Source organism: Arthrobacter sp. H-02-3 (genome assembly GCF_003097355.1).
In the GTDB taxonomy this organism is placed as follows: domain Bacteria; phylum Actinomycetota; class Actinomycetes; order Actinomycetales; family Micrococcaceae; genus Arthrobacter; species Arthrobacter humicola.
The window spans coordinates 94,599-115,591 of record NZ_PYUI01000007.1; the positions used below are offsets into that span (position 1 = coordinate 94,599).

18 protein-coding genes and 2 tRNA genes are annotated in these 20,993 nt (G+C 67.1%); 17 read left to right on the top strand and 3 right to left on the bottom strand.

Going from position 1 to position 20,993, the window contains the following annotated elements:
- Positions 1–2 precede the first annotated feature (2 nt).
- From metG to C9424_RS09120, 9 genes are all read left to right on the top strand, one after another.
- A complete protein-coding gene (gene metG, locus C9424_RS09080; protein ID WP_116766549.1) occupies positions 3–1,562 on the top strand; it encodes a methionine--tRNA ligase in 1,560 nt (519 codons plus the stop codon).
- A 183-nt stretch (positions 1,563–1,745) separates the two neighbouring features.
- A complete protein-coding gene (locus C9424_RS09085; protein ID WP_116766550.1) occupies positions 1,746–2,798 on the top strand; it encodes a 3-isopropylmalate dehydrogenase in 1,053 nt (350 codons plus the stop codon).
- A gap of 143 nt (positions 2,799–2,941) precedes the next feature.
- On the top strand, positions 2,942–4,054 hold the full coding sequence (locus C9424_RS09090; RefSeq protein ID WP_116766551.1) for a branched-chain amino acid aminotransferase: 1,113 nt from the start codon (positions 2,942–2,944) through the stop codon (positions 4,052–4,054).
- A 176-nt stretch (positions 4,055–4,230) separates the two neighbouring features.
- Entirely contained in the window at positions 4,231–4,605 is a 375-nt protein-coding gene (locus C9424_RS09095) for a DUF1304 family protein (protein ID WP_133247500.1), read from the top strand.
- 31 nt (positions 4,606–4,636) lie between these two features.
- The gene (locus C9424_RS09100) at positions 4,637–5,449 is read left to right on the top strand and encodes an MBL fold metallo-hydrolase (RefSeq protein WP_116766553.1); all 813 of its coding nucleotides are present in this window, start codon (positions 4,637–4,639) and stop codon (positions 5,447–5,449) included.
- 83 nt (positions 5,450–5,532) lie between these two features.
- The gene (locus C9424_RS09105; RefSeq protein ID WP_116766554.1) at positions 5,533–6,309 is read left to right on the top strand and encodes a fumarylacetoacetate hydrolase family protein; all 777 of its coding nucleotides are present in this window, start codon (positions 5,533–5,535) and stop codon (positions 6,307–6,309) included.
- Between the two features lie 117 nt (positions 6,310–6,426).
- Complete coding sequence (gene gltX, locus C9424_RS09110) at positions 6,427–7,965, top strand: glutamate--tRNA ligase (RefSeq protein WP_116766555.1); 1,539 nt, start codon at positions 6,427–6,429, stop codon at positions 7,963–7,965.
- A gap of 61 nt (positions 7,966–8,026) precedes the next feature.
- Positions 8,027–8,767: an HAD family hydrolase gene (locus C9424_RS09115; RefSeq protein WP_116766626.1), complete on the top strand. Its 741-nt coding sequence runs from the start codon at positions 8,027–8,029 to the stop codon at positions 8,765–8,767.
- Between the two features lie 178 nt (positions 8,768–8,945).
- Positions 8,946–10,340: a sialate O-acetylesterase gene (locus C9424_RS09120; RefSeq protein WP_116766556.1), complete on the top strand. Its 1,395-nt coding sequence runs from the start codon at positions 8,946–8,948 to the stop codon at positions 10,338–10,340.
- On the opposite strand, the gene C9424_RS09125 is transcribed toward C9424_RS09120, so the two are convergent.
- Positions 10,337–11,734, bottom strand: a complete 1,398-nt coding sequence (locus C9424_RS09125) for a hypothetical protein (protein WP_116766557.1) — start codon at positions 11,732–11,734, stop codon at positions 10,337–10,339. The two genes, C9424_RS09120 and C9424_RS09125, sit on opposite strands and share 4 nt — an antisense overlap.
- 347 nt (positions 11,735–12,081) lie before the next feature.
- Here C9424_RS09125 and C9424_RS09130 point away from each other — a divergent pair.
- Positions 12,082–12,153 (top strand) — tRNA-Gln (locus C9424_RS09130).
- Positions 12,154–12,282: 129 nt separating this feature from the next.
- Positions 12,283–12,355: transfer RNA gene (locus tag C9424_RS09135), tRNA-Glu, on the top strand.
- Positions 12,356–12,834: 479 nt separating this feature from the next.
- On the opposite strand, the gene C9424_RS09140 is transcribed toward C9424_RS09135, so the two are convergent.
- Together C9424_RS09140 and C9424_RS09145 are read right to left on the bottom strand one after the other, a co-directional pair.
- On the bottom strand, positions 12,835–13,371 hold the full coding sequence (locus C9424_RS09140) for a DUF1697 domain-containing protein (protein ID WP_116766627.1): 537 nt from the start codon (positions 13,369–13,371) through the stop codon (positions 12,835–12,837).
- 13 nt (positions 13,372–13,384) lie between these two features.
- Entirely contained in the window at positions 13,385–14,104 is a 720-nt protein-coding gene (locus C9424_RS09145; RefSeq protein ID WP_026266447.1) for an IclR family transcriptional regulator, read from the bottom strand.
- 130 nt (positions 14,105–14,234) lie between these two features.
- Between C9424_RS09145 and leuC the strand changes: the two genes are divergently transcribed.
- The 6 genes from leuC (at position 14,235) to C9424_RS09175 (ending at position 20,962) form a co-directional block, all read left to right on the top strand.
- A complete protein-coding gene (gene leuC, locus C9424_RS09150; protein WP_116766558.1) occupies positions 14,235–15,689 on the top strand; it encodes a 3-isopropylmalate dehydratase large subunit in 1,455 nt (484 codons plus the stop codon).
- 92 nt (positions 15,690–15,781) lie between these two features.
- Positions 15,782–16,384: a 3-isopropylmalate dehydratase small subunit gene (gene leuD / locus C9424_RS09155; protein ID WP_116766559.1), complete on the top strand. Its 603-nt coding sequence runs from the start codon at positions 15,782–15,784 to the stop codon at positions 16,382–16,384.
- A 268-nt stretch (positions 16,385–16,652) separates the two neighbouring features.
- Positions 16,653–17,978: a UDP-N-acetylglucosamine 1-carboxyvinyltransferase gene (gene murA, locus C9424_RS09160; protein ID WP_091253277.1), complete on the top strand. Its 1,326-nt coding sequence runs from the start codon at positions 16,653–16,655 to the stop codon at positions 17,976–17,978.
- 10 nt (positions 17,979–17,988) lie between these two features.
- Entirely contained in the window at positions 17,989–18,735 is a 747-nt protein-coding gene (locus C9424_RS09165; protein ID WP_116766560.1) for a lysophospholipid acyltransferase family protein, read from the top strand.
- Positions 18,732–19,814, top strand: a complete 1,083-nt coding sequence (locus C9424_RS09170) for an NAD(P)H-dependent glycerol-3-phosphate dehydrogenase (protein WP_116766561.1) — start codon at positions 18,732–18,734, stop codon at positions 19,812–19,814. Before C9424_RS09165 ends, C9424_RS09170 begins: the two co-directional genes overlap by 4 nt.
- A gap of 17 nt (positions 19,815–19,831) precedes the next feature.
- Entirely contained in the window at positions 19,832–20,962 is a 1,131-nt protein-coding gene (locus C9424_RS09175) for a D-alanine--D-alanine ligase family protein (protein ID WP_425547180.1), read from the top strand.
- Positions 20,963–20,993 lie beyond the last annotated feature (31 nt).

Genomic DNA, 20,993 nt, shown 5'->3' on the forward strand with positions numbered 1-20,993 from the left:
CCGTGACTTCTTCTGAAAAAACCCCGTTCTACATCACCACGGCCATCACGTACCCCAACGGGGTGCCGCATATCGGCCACGCGTACGAGTACATCGCCACCGATGCGATGGCCCGCTTCAAGCGCCTGGACGGGTTCGACGTCTTCTTCCTGACCGGAACGGACGAGCACGGCATGAAGATCGCCCAGGCCGCCGAGAAGGAAGGCGTCACGCCCAAGGAGCTGGTGGACCGGAACGCCGAGATCTACAAGGCGGCCCACGCCGCCCTGGGGATCTCCTACGACCGCTTCATCCGCACCACCGACGCCGACCACTACGCGGCATCGCAGGCCATCTGGAAGAAGATGGAAGCCAACGGGGACATCTACCTGTCCAAGTACGAAGGCTGGTACTCGGTCCGCGACGAGGCGTACTACGGCGAGGACGAGACCGTTCTCAAAGATGACGGGCTCCGCTACTCCCGCGAAACCGATACCGCTGTGACGTGGACGGCCGAGGAGAGCTACTTCTTCCGGCTCTCGGCCTACCAGGACAAGCTGCTGGCACTCTACGAGGCGCACCCGGAATTCGGCGCCCCCCAGTCACGGTTCAACGAGGTCATCAGCTTCGTCAAGCGCGGCCTGGAGGACCTGTCCATCAGCCGCACGACGTTCGACTGGGGCGTCCCGGTGCCCGGCAACGACACCCACGTCATGTACGTGTGGGTCGACGCCCTCACCAACTACCTCACCGGCGTCGGCTACCCCGACACCGAATCGGAATCCTTCAAGAAGTACTGGCCGGCCGATGTCCACGTGATCGGCAAGGACATTTCCCGGTTCCACGCCATCTACTGGCCGGCCTTCCTCATGAGCGCCGGGCTGGAGCTGCCCAAGCGCATCATGATCCACGGCTTCCTGCACAACAACGGCGTCAAGATGTCCAAGTCCCTCGGCAACGTGGTGGCGCCGGCGGACTTCGTCGCGCAGTACGGGCTGGACCAGGTGCGGTTCTTCTTCCTGCGCGAGGTCCCGTTCGGGGCGGACGGCAACTACAACCACGAGGCCATCGTGGGCCGGATGAACTCGGACCTGGCCAACAACTTCGGCAACCTGGCCCAGCGGTCGCTGTCCATGGTGGCCAAGAACTGCGAGGGCCGCGTGCCGGCGCCGGGCGGCTTCTCCGCCGAGGACACCGCGCTGCTGGACCAGGCCAACGCCCTGCTGGACACCGTCCGGGCCGCGTTCGAGAAGCAGGAGTTCAGCCGCGCGCTGGAAGCCATCTGGGCTGTCCTGGGCGACACGAACGCCTACTTCGCCGAACAGGCCCCGTGGGTGCTGCGCAAGACCGACGTCGAGCGCATGAACACGGTCCTGTACGTGACGCTTGAGGTGCTGCGGATCGTGTCCATCCTGGCCCAGCCGGTCATGCCGACGGCGACGGCGGCCATCCTGGACACGCTCGGCCAGCCCGAGGGCGAGGCGCGCCAGTTCGCGGCCCTCGGCACGCCGATCGCCGCCGGCACCCAGCTGCCCGCTCCGGCCCCGGTGTTCCCGAAGTACGAGGAACCCGCCGACGCCTGAGCCTGCACACCTCCGGACGCTCCCGCAGATCCTGCGGCGTTTCGAGTGACGCTCCCGCACCTCCGCCTTGGAGGAGCGGGAGCGTTTCGCTTTTTCCTGCAGGACGTGAGGGTGCGTCGGCGGGGGTGTTTGAATAGTGAGACGACTTGACCAGAATGTGGATCACTTGGCTACCCTGAAAATATGAGCGCATCCACGATTGATCTGGCAGTCATCCCGGGCGACGGCATCGGCCCCGAGGTCACCGCCGAAGCCCTGAAGGTTCTCGAGCAGGCCGCGGCCGCCGAGGGGATCGTGCTCCAGCAGACCCACTACAAACTGGGCGCGGAGCACTGGCTGGAGACGGGGGAGACCCTGCCCGCAGCCACCCTCGAGGACCTCCGCACCCGCGACGCCATCCTGTTCGGCGCCGTCGGCGCAGCCCCCGGCGACACCCGGATCCCCTCCGGCATCATCGAGCGCGAGCTCCTGCTGAAGCTGCGTTTCAGCCTGGACCACTTCGTCAACCTGCGGCCCTCCCGCCTCTACGCCGGCGTCGGCAGCCCGCTCGCCAACCCCGGCGAGATCGACTTCATCGTGGTCCGCGAAGGCACCGAGGGCCCCTACGTGGGCAACGGCGGCACGCTGCGCGCCGGCACGCCGCACGAGGTCGCCACCGAGGTCTCGTTGAACACCGCCCACGGCGTGGAGCGCGTGGTCCGCGACGCCTTCCGCCGGGCCAACGACCGTCCCCGCAAGAAGCTCACCCTGGTGCACAAGCACAACGTCCTGGTCTTCGCCGGCCAGCTCTGGAAGCGCACGGTCGAGGCCGTGGCCCAGGAGTTCCCCGAGGTCACCCACGACTATCTCCACGTCGACGCCGCCACGATCTTCATGGTCACCGATCCGGCCCGCTTCGACGTGATCGTCACCGACAACCTGTTCGGAGACATCATCACCGACCTCGCGGCAGCCGTGACCGGCGGGATCGGTCTGGCAGCCTCCGGCAACATCAACATGGACCGCACCGCGCCGTCGATGTTCGAACCGGTCCACGGCTCCGCCCCGGACATCGCCGGCCAGCAGAAAGCCGACCCCACCGCCGCGATCCTCTCCGCCGCGCTCCTGCTCGACCACCTCGGGTTCGCTGGCGCCGCCCGGAAGATCGAGGCGGCCGTCACCGCCGACGTCGAGGCCCGCAACGGCGCCGTCCGCACCACCAGCGAGGTGGGCGACGCCATCGCGGCGGCGCTGTAGCCCCCCGGCCGCAGTCACTGCACTGCAGGCAGCGCAGAACCGGTACTGCCAACGGGCGTAAGCTAGTTTCGAATCACCAAAATGCTGCCGTGGTCCGACGGTGAACCACGTTCCCACACCAGGCAGCCGATCGTGGAGGAACCATGACTCAGACTGCCCATGGCGTCGAATTCACCCAGCACCTGTCGGAGACCCCGAAGTCTGCTGAAGAGCGTGCAGCCATCCTGGCGAACCCGGGATTTGGCGACTATTTCACCGACCACACCGCGGTTGTCGACTACAGCGTCGACGCCGAGGGCAACGGCGGCTGGCATGACGCGCGAATTGAGCCCTACGGTCCCATTTCCTTGGACCCCTCCGCCGCGGTGCTGCACTACGGCCAGGAGATCTTCGAGGGACTCAAGGCCTACCGGCACGCTGACGGCTCGATCTGGACGTTCCGCCCCGAGGCCAACGCCGCCCGCCTGAACAAGTCCGCCCGGCGCCTGGCGCTCCCTGAGCTGCCGGAGGAGTACTTCCTCGGCGCCATCCGCGAACTCGTCGCGGCGGACAAGGACTGGGTCCCGTCCGGCGACGGCGAGGCCCTGTACCTGCGGCCGTTCATGATCGCCACGGAGGCCTTCCTGGGCGTCCGGGCAGCGCGCGAGGTCTCCTTCCGCGTGATCGCCTCCCCGGCCGGCAACTACTTCGGCGGCGAGCTCAAGCCCGTCTCCATCTGGATCTCGCGTGAATACGCCCGCGCCGGCCGCGGCGGAACGGGCGCTGCCAAGTGCGGCGGCAACTACGCCGCCTCGCTGATCGCCCAGCAGGAAGCCGAGGCCCACGGCTGCAAGCAGGTCCTCTTCCTGGACCAGTTCAATGACAACGCGGTCGAGGAACTCGGCGGCATGAACGTCTTCTTCGTCATGAAGGACGGCTCGCTCGTCACCCCCGCGCTGTCCGGCACCATCCTGGAGGGCGTGACACGCTCCTCCGTGATCCAGGTGGCCCGGGACATGGGCCGCGAAGTCACCGAACGCAAGATCACCCTGGATGAATGGCGCGACGGCGTTGCCTCCGGCGAGATCGCCGAGGTCTTCGCCTGCGGCACCGCCGCCGTCATCACCCCCATCGGCGTGCTCAAGGATGCCACGGAGTTCATCGGCTCCGAAGACGCAAAGGCGGGGGAGACCACCATGGCCATCCGCGCCCAGCTGCTCGGCATCCAGACCGGCACCGTGGAGGACACTCACGGCTGGCTGACCCGCCTCGCCTAGGTACAAAATCCAGGCGCAGCATGTAGGACACACATTGTGACTCTCGACGCCGGCCCGCACCTTTCGGTGGGGGCCGCCGTCGGCGTCTGAGATTTGGTGAAAAATGCGCTGAAGTACGGCGTAACCTGTCCAATCGGCCCTGTTCGAGGCCGGAGCCGCGGGTGCACAATGAGCAGATGACCGGGCTTATCCAGGTTCTGGGCGTGGTCTTCGGGGGCCTGCTGATCGTCGTCGGTGTAGCCGAGTCGTTCTTCATCCGCGACCAGCGTCTGGAGCGGCTATTCGTCGCCGAACCGGACGACGTCCAGGCCGCCTGGCTGGGGACGTTGAATCTCGGCTTCTACAACGTGATCTGGGGGATCGGTGCCATCGCGGGGGCCATCATGCTCGGGGGAGCCGATGCCGCAGCCGGCCAGGCGCTCCTGTTGTTCATTTGTACCAGCCATGTGGTACTCGGCCTCATTTTGTTTCTGTCCGAGCGGCGGCTTTGGGGCAGCGCCATCGCAGAGGGGCTCCTGCCGCTCATCATCGCGACCCTCCTGCTCGTCTAAGGCCTTCCGGAAGAAGTGCGAGGATGGGACCGTGAATTCCGAGACCTCCGCCGGCATTGTCCGCAGCAGCGAGCTGACCCGGTTCCGGCTCGCCCCGAACCCCGGGCCCATGAGCCTGGCCGGAACCAACTCCTATCTCATCGGCGCCCCGGCGGCGGCGGCCAGCGTCGCCGTCGACCCCGGGCCCCTCGACGAACCGCACCTGAAGGCGCTGGCCGGGGAGGGCCGGATCGAGCTCATCCTGATCACGCACCGGCACGCGGACCACACAGCCGCCGCCGCGAGGTTTTCCGAGCTCACAGGCGCGCCGGTACGGGCCGCGGATCCCGCCCACTGCCACGGCGCGCTCCCGCTGCAGGACGGCGAAACGCTCCATGCCGCCGGGGTGGAGATCAGGGTCCTGGCGACGCCGGGCCACACCTCGGATTCGCTGTGCTTCCACCTGCCGCAGGACGGCCCGCACGGCTCGGTGCTGACCGGGGACACGATCCTGGGCTCTGGAACCACCGTGCTGGATTACCCCGACGGCACGCTCCGCGACTACCTCGACTCGCTGGACAAGCTGGAACGCCTCGGACCCGCCACAGTGCTGCCTGCCCACGGCCCCGTACTCCCGGCGCTCGACGCGGTCGCCCGCGCCTACCGGGACCACCGGCAGGGCAGGCTCAAGCAGGTCCGGGCCGCCCTCGCGGCCCTGGGCGCCGACGTCGGCGCTGACGCCGATGTCCGCGCAGTCACGGACGCCGTGTACGCCGACGTCGATCCTTCCGTCCGCCGCGCCGCGGAGCTTTCGGTCGCTGCGCAGCTGGACTACCTGCGCATCCACCCAACTAACTCGCAGTAGAAGCCGTTTTCAGCGCTCATAACGGCCCCAAGTGCGAGCCAGTTGGGGGAGGGGCGCCCGCCGGGGACGGTACGCTTGGAACCATGCGTATCGCCCGGTTTGTAGTTGATTCTGATCCCCTCTACGGCATCGTGGAAGGTGAGCCCGGCAGTGAGGAAGTCACTGTCATCAAGGGCGACCCCTTCTTCCACGGCGTGGAACGAACCCCCATGAAGCACAAGCTGGAAGACGTCCGCCTCTTGGCGCCGATCATTCCGCGCAGCAAGGTCATCGGCGTGGGCCGCAACTTCGCGGAACATGCCCGTGAGCTGGGCAACGAGGTCCCGCAGCAGCCCCTGCTGTTCCTCAAGCCCAACACCTCCGTGATCGGGCCCAACGATCCCATTGTGCTGCCGGAGTTCTCCGAGGACGTGTCCTTCGAGGCCGAGCTGTGCGTCGTGATCGGCCGGATCTGCAAGGACGTGCCCGAGGACCGGGTGGACGACGTGATCTTCGGCTACACCTGCGGCAACGACCTCACCGCGCGCGACGTCCAGAAGACGGACCTGCAGTGGGCCAGGGCCAAGGGCTTTGACACCTCGGCGCCGCTGGGACCGTGGATCGAGACCGAACTCGACACCGAGGACCTGCAGATCCAGGGCCGGCTCAACGGCGAACTGCGCCAGGACGGCAGCACCAACCAGATGATCCGCGGCGTCCGGGAACTCGTCTCCATCGTCTCGCAGGCCTTCACCCTCCTGCCCGGCGACGTCATCATGACAGGCACCCCGGCCGGCGTCGGCGCGGTGCAGGCCGGGGACCGCTTTGAGGTCGAGATCGAGGGCATCGGACGCCTCTCCAACCCGGTGGTGCGCCGCTAAGGGTTTTTCGCGCCGATTTCGGACAGCCGCACCGTGGATCCACGGTGCGGCTGTCCGTTTTCGTAGCGGTATTCCGGACAAGCGGCCGCGGTAGAGATTGGTAATGTTGGTACCACTATGACTACTGCTTCCGCGTCCGACGCCGTCTCCAGCTCCGCCCCGCTTGCTGCCTCCACCGGTGAAGTCACCACTGACACCCCGGTCCGTGTCCGGTTCTGCCCGTCACCCACGGGCACCCCGCACGTAGGCCTGATCCGCACCGCCCTCTTCAACTGGGCCCACGCCCGGCACACCAAGGGCACGTTCGTGTTCCGGATCGAGGACACGGACGCGGCGCGCGACTCGGAGGAGAGCTACCAGCAGCTGCTGGAGGCCCTCAAATGGCTCGGCATCACCTGGGAAGAAGGCGTGGAAGTCGGCGGCCCGCACGAGCCCTACCGCCAGTCACAGCGGCTGGACCTGTACAAGGACGTCGTGGCCAAGCTGATCGACGCCGGCTACGCCTACGAGTGCTACTCCTCACCGGAGGAAGTCGAAGCCCGCCACCGTGCCGCCGGCCGCGACCCCAAGCTCGGCTACGACAACTTTGACCGCGAACTCACCGACGAGCAGCTCGCCGCGTTCAAGGCCGAGGGCCGCCAGCCCGTGCTGCGCGTCCGCATGCCCGATGAAGACGTCACCTTCAACGACATGGTCCGCGGCGAGATCACGTTCAAGGCCGGCAGCATCCCGGACTACGTCATTGTCCGCGCCGACGGCTCCCCGCTCTACACCCTGGTCAACCCCGTGGACGACGCCCTCATGGGCATCACCCACGTGCTCCGCGGCGAGGACCTGCTCTCTTCCACGCCCCGCCAGGTTGTGCTGATCAAGGCGCTGATGGACATCGGCGTCGCAAGCTACATGCCGGTCTTCGCCCACCTGCCGTACGTCATGGGCGAGGGCAACAAGAAGCTCTCCAAGCGCGACCCACAGTCCAACCTGTTCCTGCTCCGGGACCGCGGCTTCATCCCCGAGGGCCTGCTGAACTACCTCTCCCTGCTCGGCTGGAGCCTCTCCGCCGACGAGGACATCTTCACCGTGGACCAGCTGATCGAGAACTTCGACGTCAACGACGTCCTGGCCAACCCGGCCCGCTTCGACATTAAGAAGGCCGAAGCCATCAACGGCACCCACATCCGCATGCTTGACCCGGAGGACTTCCGCGGCCGGCTGGTGCCCTACCTGCAGGCCGCCGGATTCGTGGGGGAGACCCTCACCGCCCGCGAGGAGGAAGTCCTGGCCGAGGCCGCGCCGCTGATCCAGGAACGCATCTCGCTGCTGGGCGAAGCGCCGGAGATGATCGCGTTCCTGTTCAAGGCCGACGACGCGATCGACGTCGCCGACGACGCCCGCAAGGGCCTGCCGGAAAACCTCACCGAAGTCCTCGACGCCGCCCTGGCCGCGCTGGAGCCCGTTGCCGACTGGACGGCCGAGAACATCCAGGCCGCCCTCAAGGAGTCCCTCGTGGAAGGCCTCGGTGTCAAGCCGCGCCTGGCGTTCGGGCCCGTCCGCACGGCCGTCTCCGGCCGCCGGATCTCCCCGCCGTTGTTCGAATCCATGGTCATCCTGGGCAAGGACTCCTCCCTGGCCCGCCTCCGCGCCTTCCGCGGCTGACGTTCCGCCGATGGAGACCGCGCCCGGACCCGGGACTGTGAACGAGACTGTGAACGAGACCATGGCTGGCCGCACGCCGGGCCCCGCCATCCTGGCGGCGGGTCTGGGCGCCGGCGCTGTCCGTGGGGTTCTGTTCGACATCGATGACACCCTGGTGGACCTCGAATTCGCCATGACGACCGCTCTGCGTGACGTCAGTGAGCATCTCCTGCCCGGCCTCGATGAGGCCGGGTGGGTGAGGTTCGGGCGGATCTTCACCCACGAGACCACCCATTTCTACGACCGTTACCTGGCCGGTGAGTTGACGTTCAACGAGCAACGGCTGCTCCGCGGCCGGGCGGCGCTGGAGCACTTCGGCGTCGAACTGGAAGACGGCGAGCAAGCCCACCACTGGGTGACGTCCTACGCAAGCCGCCAGCACGGCTACGTCCGGGCGTTTGACGACGTCGGACCGCTGCTGGATGCCCTGGACGCCGCCGGCATTCCCTACGGCGCCGTCAGCAACAACGTCCACGACTACCAGCGCGTGAAGCTGGACGCGGCCGGGCTGGCACGGATTGCCGTCCTGGTGGGGACCGACACCGTCGGTGCCGCCAAGCCGGACCCCGCCATATATCTCGAGGGTGTCCGCCGCATCGGCACCGGCCCGGGCGAAACGCTGTACATCGGCGACAACCGGCTACTCGATGCTGAAGGTTCGACGGCGGCAGGCCTCCTCGGCGTCTGGCTGAACCGCGGCGGGGAGCCGGCCCCGGGCTTCCTCGGACGCCAGGTCAGCTCCCTGCTGGACCTGCTGGCGTAGCCGGTTCCCCAGGCCTCCGCCCTATGACGGCGCCTTTCCGCCGCAGTCTCTCCCCGGAATCTCCCAAGGATTTGCGCAGGTTTTACTAAAGACGCTGTAGTATTTCCTGCGAATGCAAGTTCTTTAGTGGCACGGGCGGCTTCGCCCAACGACGGATGGGGGATCCGTGTATAAAGCTATGGCCAGATACTATCGGGGGCTAGTGATTGGCCTGGCGGTTGCCGGATTGATGCTGGCGGGGGTGGTTCCCGCACACACGGGGACGTCCACCAAGATTCTGCATGTGTTCCTGGCGGCAGGGCAGTCGAACATGTCCGGCCGCGGCCTGCCGATCGGCGGAGCCGCCGACGCGGCGGACCCGCGGATCTTCCAGTACGGCGCAAAAGCGCGCACCTTTCGGGCCGCGACGGTGCCCCTGGACATGCACGACACTTCGACCGGGATCTCGCCCGCTACAACGATGGCCCGCGAATACTTGGAAACCCAACCCGCTAATGTTGGGGTCCTCATCATTCCCGCAGCGCACGGCCGCACCGGATTCACAAGTGCCCCGGCTACCCTCACCTGGTCAGTCGGTGCAGCGACGGCACCGGCTTTGGATCTCCCGGGCCTGGCGGTCACGCAGACTCTCGAGGGAATGGCGGCCGCGAGGGCCGCCGGCTACGTGGTGGAGGTCAAGGGCATTCTCTGGCATCAAGGCGAAAACAATTCGACGATGTCGGCCGCGGCATACGGCGCGAAGCTGGATGAGTTGATTGGGTTCTTCCGGGCAAAACTCGCTGCGCCCACGCTGCCCTTTGTGCTGGGCCGCATGGCACCTGAGGGCATTGCAGCCGTGCCGGGCCGGAGCAATGTCGACACGAGCCACCAGGAGACCCCGGCGCGTGTGCCCTACACCGCACTGGCGCAGTCCAAGACCGGCGGCGTCAATGCCGGCGATACCACCCACTTCTCCCGGGACGGTATCCAGTACCTGGGGAGCTCCTATCTGGCCGGCTATTGGAAGGCCGCAGGTGTGGTCGCCATTCCGCTCAGCGCACCGGTGCCGACGATCCTGGGCACCGCCAAGGTGGGCACCACGCTCACCGCGATGCCCGGTGCCTGGGGCCCCGGGCCGGTGGCCTTGGCCTACCAGTGGTATCGCTCGCATGGAAAGATCAGCGGAGCGACCGGGGCTTCGTACACGCCCGCTGCCGCTGACCTGGGGCGAACCATTACCGTGGCCGTCACCGGTTCCCAGGCCGGCTACGCCTCCGCCTCGAGGACCTCGGGCGGCACCACCAAGGTGGTCCGCGGCCCCCTCGTCCCCTCGGTGCCGACGATTCGGGGCACCGCGAAGGTGGGGGCCAGGCTTACCGCGCTGCCCGGCACCTGGGGCCCCGGCCCGGTGACGCTGAGCTACCAGTGGTATCGCTCGCAAAAGGCCATTGGCGGAGCAACCGGGCCTTCGTACAAGCCTGGCCCCGCTGACCGGGGCCGAACGCTGACGGTGAAAGTCACTGGTTCCAAGGCTGGGTACGTCTCCGCGTCGAGGACGTCGGCCGGCACCGCCAAGGTCGCCGGCACGCGCTAGGAGTTCTGCGCCGCTGCCTGCTTCCGCCGCAGTGTCAGGAAGGCGCCCACGGAACCCAGCCCAAGCACCCCGACGAGTCCTAGAGCCATCGCGGCGTCGGACTGCCGGAGCACAGTGCCGGGAGACACCGCTGCGGCACCGGAATAGAGCGTGCCGGTGCCGTCAGCGATCCGGGCGTTCCCGTCCGCGAGCTTGTCCGCGCCCGTGGCAAGCCGTGAGAACCCGTCGGCCAGCTTGGTGTTCCCGGCCGAGAGTTCGGAGGCCCCTGATGCCAGCGCCTGAGAGCCGTTGAGCAGGCCGGGGTTGGCCGGATCGCCCGGAGTTCCCTTGATGCCGGCGTTCAGGGCAACGGTTCCGTCGGCCAGCCGGGAGCTGCCGTCGGTCATCCGGGCGGCGGCCTTGAGCAGACCCGGGTGTTCGGGATCGCCGGGGACCCCGTCCATCCCAACACGGATCTTGGAGGTGCCGTCGGCCAGGAGCCGGGTGCCCAGCACCACGCCCGGGTTGGCCGGGTCCTGGCTGTTGAGCTTGCCGGCCAGCGTGGCGAAACCGGCCGTGAGCTTTCCCGTACCCGCATGCAATTGGCCCGCGCCGTCCTGCAGCCGCTGCGCGCCGGCCTGCAGCTGGGTGGCGCCGGCATCCAGCTTGCGTGCGCCTGCGGTGATCTTGGCGATCTTGTCTTTCACGACGGACAGAGGAACAAGGCCCTGGACAGGGTCGTTGGCCGCGGCCTGCAGGAGTTCCAGCGCCTGAGCCAAGGCAGCGGTTCCGGTTCCGGCTTCGGGATTGCCGTTGGCACCGCGGTAGCCCTTGAGCTGGTCCGTTCCTGCGGCGAGTGCGGCGGCGCCCCCGGCAAGCTGGGCGGCGCCGTCGGCGAGCTGGGTGGCGCCGTCGGCGAGGTTGTTCTCGGCGTTGCCTGCCGGCGTCGGGGTCAGGGCGGCGGACAGCTGCACGGCCCCTGCCGCGAGCTTCTGCGCACCGTCATCGACCTTGTAGACGCCGGGGGCGAGCTTGCCGTTGACGTCCGTCTCGATCTTGACGGCGCCTTCGGCCAGTTCCCCGGCGCCGGCCTGGAGCTTGTCCGCCCCCGGGGCGAGCTGGCTGCTGATGCCCGAGTAGACCTTTTCCGCCCCCGCGGAAAGTTTGCCGGCCCCGGCATCGGCCAGGCTGGCGCCGTTGGCGAGCTTACCGGCCCCGTCCTTCAACTGATCAGCCCCGGCCGAGGCCTGGCCGGCGCCGTCCTTGAGCTTGGCCGACCCATCCGTGATGCGTCCCGTGACGAGGGTATAGAACCCCAGTACGGCAATGAGCAGCAGCGCCAGGATGGCGATGGCAATTTGCTGCCCGCGGGTCCGGGCGCGGGTCTGACTGGCGGCGGCACGACTCTGTGACACAAGTGAATCCTCTCGACGGTCTCGCCGGCAGCTGCTCTGCCACCGGCCACCCCGGAAGCTGTGATGCAGCTAACACTGGAAAATAGTCGCAAAGCTGCCCGCAGCAGAGTGGGGGAGGGGTGGTTACTCGTTGGTAACTTACCGAGCGTAAACTTGTTTCCGCCGGATTGGCAAGGGTGGGCCCGGGTTTTCCGGCTGGGGCCGTCCCGTTCGGGGCGGAGGGGGCCGTTCGCCCCGGCGCCAGATCCCCGATTTGTGCAAGTGAAAACTCTCGGGTAAAGTAATTACTCGTGCTGAGGCGCCGGGAGCGAGGGTTTAGGCCCAAACATCCGGTCCGAAAGTGCCATTGGGATATGGTGTAATTGGCAACACTACGGTTTCTGGTACCGTCATTCTAGGTTCGAGTCCTGGTATCCCAGCTCTGAAAATTCTCGGATTTCCGCGAATATTCGGAAGTTTTGAATCGGCTGAGCCGATTTGAAACAGCGGCCAAGTGTATGAAACAATCATTTGGCTTGAATGGCAGAAATGCTGTTCTGGAAGTACGCGGCCCCATCGTATAGCGGCCTAGTACGCTGCCCTCTCACGGCGGTAACGCGGGTTCGAATCCCGCTGGGGTCACAACGAAAACGGTCCCGGGCATCAGCCCGGGGCCGTTTTGCTTTTCCCTGATGGCCGCCCGGGAACCCCCCTTACCCCGGAACCCCCGCTCATCCCGTCGATTGCTCCGTAACTGCCCTTCTGGCGGGTCAAAAGGGCGGCTACGGAGCAATCGATGCAGGGTGAAAAGGAATCAGGCCATTGGGACCATGTCCGCCGAGGCAACGGTTTCGTAGATCTCCCGGTGTAGCGCGGCGGTTTGGTGGAGCCCGTTGTGGCCCGCATAGCTTGAGGTCCGCCGCCGCCTGAAGTCGTTCAACGCGCAACTGAAGACAGTCGCCCGTGCAGTCGCGCGTGGGTAACGGTTGCAGGCTCGAGGCCCGGCGGCAGGGGCTGCGGGCTCCGGCCGGCAGGCTCGAGGCCCGGCCTGCAGGCTCGAGGCCCGGCGGCAGGGGCTGCGCGCTCCGGTCCGGCGGGCCGGCGGGCTCGAGGTCGGCCGGCTACAGCCCGGCCGCGGCGTCGCGGACTTTGACCATGGTCCGAAGATTCCGGGTGGTGGTGGCGGCCTTGTACTTGGCCTTCGAGGAGAGCTTGCTGAACGGGCTGTCCAGGGTTCCGCCGGTGGGGGCGAGCCACGCCAGCGCTTCCGGACCCAGCTGCGTGAGCTCGGTCCCGTCCAGGGCGCGGCCGGACTCGAAGAGTTCTGCGAGCACGCCGGTATCGGAGGCGAGGGTCAGGTAGGTGTGGGTGGACGCGTCGTCGGCCGGGTAGGGGCAGGCCTCCACGAGGGCCGCCACCCGGTCCGCCGTCAGCACCACCACCCAGGCGTCATAGCCGAAGGTCTCCCGCAGGCACGCCTCGAATTCCTGTTTGACGCCGGCCTGGTCCAGCTCGCTGGCTAGCACCACGTTGCCGCTGGCCAGCAAGGTCTTGACGCCGGCAAAGGGACGGGATTTGAGCGCGTCCTTGAGGTCGGCCATTTTGATGTTGATGCCGCCCACATTGATGCCCCGCAGGAACACCGCATAGCTTTTCATGGGCACAGCATACTTAGTCGTTGGTCTTGCGGAGCGCTTCCGTGAGGACACGGCCGGCGTTGCAGACCACTTCGGCGTGCAGCCGTCCCGGCTGGCGGGTCAGGCGCTCGATTGGACCGGAAATGGAGACGGCGGCAATCACGCGGCCGGACGGCCCGCGGACCGGGGCCGAAACGGAGGCGACACCAGGCTCGCGTTCGCCGAGGCTCTGCCCCCAGCCCCGGCGTCGTACTCCGGCCAGAACGGTGGGGGTGAAGCGGGCGGACTGGAGGCCTTCCAGCAGGCGGTCGTGATCTTCCCACGCCAGCAGCACCTGGGCGGCGGAGCCGGCCTTCATGGACAACTGGGTGCCGACGGGGATGGTGTCGCGCAAGCCGATCGGCCGCTCGGCGGAGGCCACGCAAACGCGCCAGTCACCCTGGCGGCGGAAGATCTGGGCGCTCTCGCCGGTGGCGTCGCGCAGCTGCATGAGCACGGGCCCGGCGGAGGCGATGAGGCGGTCTTCGCCGGCGGCGGAGGCCAGTTCCACCAGGCGGCTGCCCAGGACAAACCGGCCCTGGATATCGCGGCTCACGAGCCGGTGATGCACCAGGGCGAGGGCCAGCCGGTGCACGGTGGGCCGTGCCAGCCCGGTCGCAGCAACCAGCTGCGCCAGGGTGGTGGGGCCGGCCTCAAGTGCGTCAAGCACATGGGCCGCTTTATCGATGACACCGACTCCACTAGAATTGTCCATGTAATGATATTGACGTCTCATTATCTGAGATGCAAGTCAATGCGCTGGCGTATTACTTGGCTGTGCTGGTTCAGTGGAAGCAACAGCCCGCAGGAACGCACATTAATCACCGCAGTGAAGGGAGAAGGCCGTGGCAAAGACACTGGCCGAGAAAGTCTGGGACGCGCACGTGGTGCGCAAGGGGGACGGCGAAGGAGCCAACGCCCAGCCGGACCTCCTTTTCATCGACCTCCATCTGGTGCACGAGGTTACGTCGCCGCAGGCATTTGAAGGCCTGCGGCTCGCCGGCCGCAAGCTGCGCCGCCCGGACCTCACCATCGCCACCGAGGACCACAACACTCCCACGCTGGACATCGACAAGCCAATTGCCGACCTCACCAGCCGGACCCAGATCCAGACGCTGCGCAACAACTGCCAGGAGTTCGGCGTCCGCCTGCACTCCCTCGGCGACGCCGAGCAGGGCATCGTGCACGTGGTGGGTCCCCAGCTGGGCCTCACGCAGCCGGGCATGACCGTGGTTTGCGGCGACTCGCACACGTCAACGCACGGCGCCTTCGGGGCGCTCGCCATGGGCATCGGCACCTCCGAGGTGGAGCACGTCATGGCCACCCAGACGCTGTCGCTGAAGCCGTTCAAGACCATGGCCATCAACGTCGAGGGCACGTTGCGCCCCGGGGTGAGCGCCAAGGACATCATCCTGGCCGTCATCGCGAAGATCGGCACCGGCGGAGGCCAGGGCTACGTGCTCGAGTACCGCGGCTCCGCCATCCGGGCCCTGTCCATGGAAGCCCGGATGACCATCTGCAACATGTCCATCGAGGCCGGCGCCCGCGCCGGGCTGGTGGCTCCGGACCAGACCACGTACGACTACATGTACGGCCGCCCGCACGCGCCCCAGGGCGCAGAGTGGGACGCCGCCGTCGAATACTGGAACACGCTGAGCACCGACGACGGCGCGGTGTTCGACGTCGAGGTGGACCTCGACGCCGACACCCTGGAACCGTTCGTGACGTGGGGGACCAACCCGGGCCAGGGCGTATCCCTGTCCGCGAAGGTGCCCTCGCCGAACGACTTCGGCGACGAAAACGCCAAGGCCGCCGCCGAACGCGCCCTGCAGTACATGGGGCTCGAGGCCGGCACGCCGATGAAAGACATCCGCGTGGATACGGTGTTCCTGGGCTCCTGCACCAACTCCCGGATGGAAGACCTCCGTGCCGCAGCGGACATCATCCGCGGCCGCACCAAGGACCCCAACATCCGCATGCTCGTTGTTCCGGGCTCGGCCCGGGTACGCCTGGAAGCCGAGGCCGAGGGCCTGGACAAGGTCTTCAAGGACTTCGGCGCCGAATGGCGGTTCGCCGGCTGCTCAATGTGCCTGGGCATGAACCCGGACCAGCTGGAAGTGGGCGAGCGGTGCGCCTCCACCTCCAACCGCAACTTCGAAGGACGCCAGGGCAAGGGCGGCCGGACCCACCTCGTCTCGCCCGTCGTGGCGGCGGCGACGGCCGTGCGCGGCACGCTGAGCTCGCCCTCGGACCTGGACCCCGCTCCGGAGTCCGCGGCACTCCGAACCGGCGTCGCCTAGCCCCTCCCCGGATCTGAAGCGCAGGCCGCAAACCCAGGCCTGAAGCCCAGATCCACACAGCCTCGATCCATACAGCCTGAGAAGGATCCGCCATGGAAAAGTTCACCACCCACACCGGTATCGGTGTCCCGCTGCGCCAGAGCAACGTCGACACGGACCAAATCATCCCCGCCGTGTACCTCAAGCGCATCACCCGCACCGGCTTCGAGGACGCGCTCTTCGCCGCGTGGCGCAAGGACCCGTCGTTCATCCTCAACCAGGCGCCGTTCAACGCAGGATCCGTCCTGGTGGCCGGCCCCGACTTCGGCACCGGCTCGTCCCGCGAACACGCTGTCTGGGCGCTTAAGGACTACGGCTTCAAGACCGTGCTGTCCTCCCGCTTCGCCGACATCTTCCGCGGCAACTCCGGAAAGCAGGGACTGCTCGCCGCCGAGCTGGCCCAGGACGACATCGAGCTGATCTGGAAGGAGCTCGAGAACGCCCCCGGCACCGAGGTCACCGTGGACCTCGTCTCCAAGACTGTGCAGTGCGGCAACATTGTGGCGCCGTTTGAGATCGACGACTACACCCGCTGGCGCCTCCTGGAAGGCCTGGACGACATCGGGCTGACCCTCCAGCACGAAGAAGACATCACCGCGTACGAGGCCACGCGGCCCGCCTTCAAGCCCAAGACGCTGCCCGCCCGGTTGTCCTAGGACCGCGGGGCAGTGCCCCGGCTCCGGGGCTCCGGACTTCGGGACGCCGCCGGCCGCTGAGCCCGGTGATGATGTGCCGCCGTCGAGTTATAAGACTCGACGGCGGCATTCGTGTTCGTTCGTGTTTGTCGGGGCTGGACATCCGCACAAACACCCGCCGCGCGCCCCGCCGAAGGGCTCCGTATTTCGGATCGGTAACGGATACTCCTATGCTTAGCTGGAGCCTTTGTAAGGATTTGGGGGCGAGTAGTCGTGAGGAAACCGGTATATGAGTAGTGTTCTGACAATCCGCGGAGGCGTCCCGCTAACTGGCCGCGTCACCGTTCGCGGGGCCAAGAATCTTGTCCCCAAAGCCATGGTGGCTGCCCTGCTGGGCAATGAACCATCGGTGTTGCGCAACGTCCCGGAAATCAAGGACGTCGAGGTTGTCACGAGCCTGCTTCAACTCCATGGCGTCAGGGTTGATAAGGACCCTGTCACCGGTGATCTGACGCTTGACCCGAAGGGTGCTAAGACCGCCTCCAGCACGGCGATCGACGCCCACGCCGGCGATTCGCGCATCCCGATCCTGCTGTGCGGGCCGCTGATCCACGCCATCGGCGAGGCCTTCATCCCGGACCTGGGCGGCTGCAAGATCGGCGACCGTCCGATCGATTACCACTTGAATGTCCTGCGCCAGTTCGGTGCCGTGGTGGAGAAGCGCCCCGGCGGCATCCACATCTCCGCCCCGAACGGCCTCAAGGGTGCCAAAATTGCCCTGCCGTACCCGTCCGTCGGCGCGACCGAGCAGGTCCTGCTGAGCGCCACGCGCGCCGAGGGCATCACCGAACTCTCCGGAGCGGCCACCGAGCCGGAAATCGTGGACCTCATCGCGGTGCTGCAGAAAATGGGCGCGATCATCAGCGTCCAGACTGACCGCACCATCCGGATCGAAGGCGTTCAGGACCTCGGCGGCTACAACCACCGCGCCCTCTCCGACCGCAACGAATCGGCCTCCTGGGCTTCCGCGGCCTTGGTCACCCGCGGCGACATCTTTGTTGAAGGCGCCACGCAGCGCGACATGATGACGTTCCTGAACACCTACCGCAAGGTCGGCGGCGGCATGGACATCGGCGACGACGGCATCCGCTTCTACCACCGCGGCGGCAAGCTCAACCCGCTGGTCCTCGAAACTGACGTTCACCCGGGCTTCATGACCGACTGGCAGCAGCCCCTCATCGTCGCCCTGACCCAGGCCGAGGGCGTCTCGATCGTGCACGAAACCGTGTATGAGAACCGCTTCGGCTTCACCGAGGCCCTCATCCGCATGGGCGCCAACATCCAGGTGCACCGCGAGTGCCTCGGCAGCGTGCCGTGCCGTTTCGGCCAGCGCAACTTCCTGCACTCCGCCGTGATCTCCGGACCGGCGCAGCTCAAGGGCACCGACATCGACGTGCCGGACCTGCGCGGCGGGTTCAGCCACCTGATCGCCGCACTGGCCGCCACCGGCACCTCCCGCGTCACAGGCATTGACATCATCAACCGCGGCTACGAGCGCTTCACCGAGAAGCTCGCGGGCCTCGGCGCCGATTTCGACATCACGTCGGCCAAGTAGCGGGGACCTTGTGAAGGAAACGGCCAAGAGCCACGCCACATTTGTGACAGTCGCCGGGATCGTCCGGCCGGTGATGAATCTGCTGATGCGCAAAAACTGGGAAGGCCTGGAAAAGCTTCCCGCCGGGGGCTTCATCGCCGCCCCCAACCACTGCACGGAGATCGACCCGCTGGTAGTGGGGCACATGCTCTACAACCAGAAGCGCATGCCGCACTTCCTCGCCAAAGCAAGCCTCTTCAAGGTTCCGGTTCTGGGGGCGATCCTGCGGTCCACCAAGCAGATCCCGGTGGAACGCACGACGGCGGGGGCGAACCGCTCGCTGCAACTCGCCAAGGAGATCGTGGACGAGGGCGGGGCGATCATCATCTACCCGGAAGGGACCCTGACCCGGGACCCTGACCTGTGGCCGATGAAGGGCCACACCGGCGCCGCGCGCATGGCGCTGGAGAGTGGCATCCCCGTGGTGCCTATGGCCCATTGGGGTGCCCAAGAGGTCCTGCCGCGCTACGCCAAGCGTTTGCACCTCTTCCCGCGCAAGACTTCCCGCCTGGTAGTAGGGGATCCCGTAGACCTGAGCGCCTTCGAAGGCCGCCCGCTGGACCGGGCGACGCTCACCGCCGCCACGAACGTCATCATGAACGCGATAACCGGCCTCCTGGCCGGACTGCGCGGCGAACAGCCGCCGGCAGAGCGCTGGGACCCGGCAGCGCACAACCAGCCCAGCCACGGCCGCATTGACCCGGACGTCACCACATGAGCGCGGAATCAGTGACGGCGGACCTTCCGGCGCCGGCCTTCCGCGAAACAGATTCCGCCACCACCGTGGCCGTCCTGGGGGCGGGCTCATGGGGGACCACCTTCGCCAAAGTGGTCGCCGACGCGGCCACCGCCTCCGGAGTCCAGCGCAGCATACGCCTCTGGGGCCGGCGGCCCGAAGTCGTGGACCAGATCAATGCCGTGCACCGCAATGAGCAGTACCTGAACGGTGTCGCGCTGCCGTCCAGCATCACGGCCTCCACGGACGTCGCCGCGGTCCTGGCCGGTGCGGAACTCGTGATCCTGGCAGTTCCGGCGCAGACCCTGCGCCCGCAGCTGCGGGCCTGGAAGAAGCACCTGACGCCGGGCGCCGTCGTCGTATCCCTCATGAAGGGCCTCGAGCTCCACACCGATGCCCGCATGAGCGAGGTCATCTGCGCGGAGCTGGACCTGCCCGCCAACCGCGTCGCCGTGGTTTCCGGGCCCAACCTGGCCATGGAGATCGCCCGGGACGAGCCGACTGCGTCCGTTGTGGCCTGCACGGATCCGATCACGGCAGGCTGGATTGCCCGCAGCTGCACCGCGCCCTACTTCCGCCCTTACACCACCACTGATGTGGTCGGCGTCGAAATCGGCGGAATCGTCAAGAACATCATTGCCCTGGCCGTGGGTATCTGCGAAGGCAAGAAAATGGGGGACAACACCAAGGCCTCGGTGATCACCCGCGGCCTGGCGGAGACCTCCCGGCTGACCCTTGCCCTGGGCGGTGAGGCCCGGACCATGGCCGGGCTCGCCGGCCTGGGCGATCTCGTGGCCACGTGCTCCTCCCCGCTGTCCCGAAACCACACCGCCGGCCGGCTTCTTGGCAAGGGACTGACGCTCGATCAGGTCACGGCCGAGATGAAGCAGACCGCGGAAGGCATCAAGTCCAGCCAGGCGGTCCACGAACTTGCCGGAAAGCTCGGCGTCGACATGCCGATCACGGCAGCCGTCGTCGCCGTCCTGGCCGGAAAACTGTCCGTAGACGAACTGGGTCCGCTGCTGCTGTCCCGGGACCTGAAACCCGAAGGCGATTACTGAGAGTGTCAGAGAACAACATGACCACAGAAGCCCGCACAGGCCAGTCCAAACCCCGCGTCGCGGTACTCTTCGGCGGCCGCTCAAGCGAGCACGCCGTCAGCTGCGTGACAGCCGCCGGCGTGCTCGGTGCGATCGATAAGGACAAGTACGACGTCATCCCCATCGGGATCGCCAAGACCGGCCAGTGGGTTTTGGCCTCCGGCGACACCAACGAATGGTCGCTTTCGGCGACGTCGCTGCCTGAAGTGGCGCCGTCGACGCAGACCGTGGCGCTGGCCGAGATCGGCGGCGAGCACCAGTTGATCGTCGCCTCCCCGAACGCGGTTCCGCAGGAACTCGGCGCCGTCGACGTCGTTTTCCCGCTCCTGCACGGGCCGTTCGGCGAGGACGGGACCATCCAGGGCCTCCTGGAACTCTCCGACACCCGCTACGTGGGCGCCGGCGTGCTGGCCTCAGCCGTCGGCATGGACAAGCACTTCATGAAGGTGGTCTTTGAGTCGGCCGGGCTGCACGTGGGGCCGTACATCGCCGTGACCGACCGGCAGTGGCTCACGGATCCCGAGACCGTCCGCAAACGCGTGGACCAGCTCGGCTTCCCCGTGTTCGTCAAGCCGGCCCGGGCGGGGTCCTCCATGGGCATCTCCAAAGTGGATTCGCTTGAGGGCCTGGACGCCGCGATCGAGGCTGCCCGCGAGCACGACCCCAAACTGGTCATCGAGGCCGGCATCACGGGCCGCGAGATTGAATGCGCCGTGCTGGAAGGCCGGGGGACCGATGCTCCCCGGACGTCCATGCCGGGCGAGATTTCCGTGGCGGGCGGGGGACACGAGTTCTATGACTTCAACGCCAAATACGTCGACGACGCTGCCGCGCTCAGCTGCCCGGCCGACCTCCCCGACGAGGCAATCGCCCGGGTACGGGAACTGGCCGCTGTCGCCTTCGACGCCGTCGGCGCCGAGGGACTGAGCCGGGTGGACTTCTTCTACACACCTGAGGGCGAGCTCATCATCAATGAGATCAACACGATGCCCGGGTTCACGCCCAAGAGCATGTACCCGCAGATGTGGAAGGCCACTGGCCTGGGCTATGCGGAACTGATCGACGAGCTGATCTACCTCGCGCTGCACCGCAAGACGGGGCTGCGCTAGGCCCCGCGGGGCACTAGCGCCGGGCCCGGCG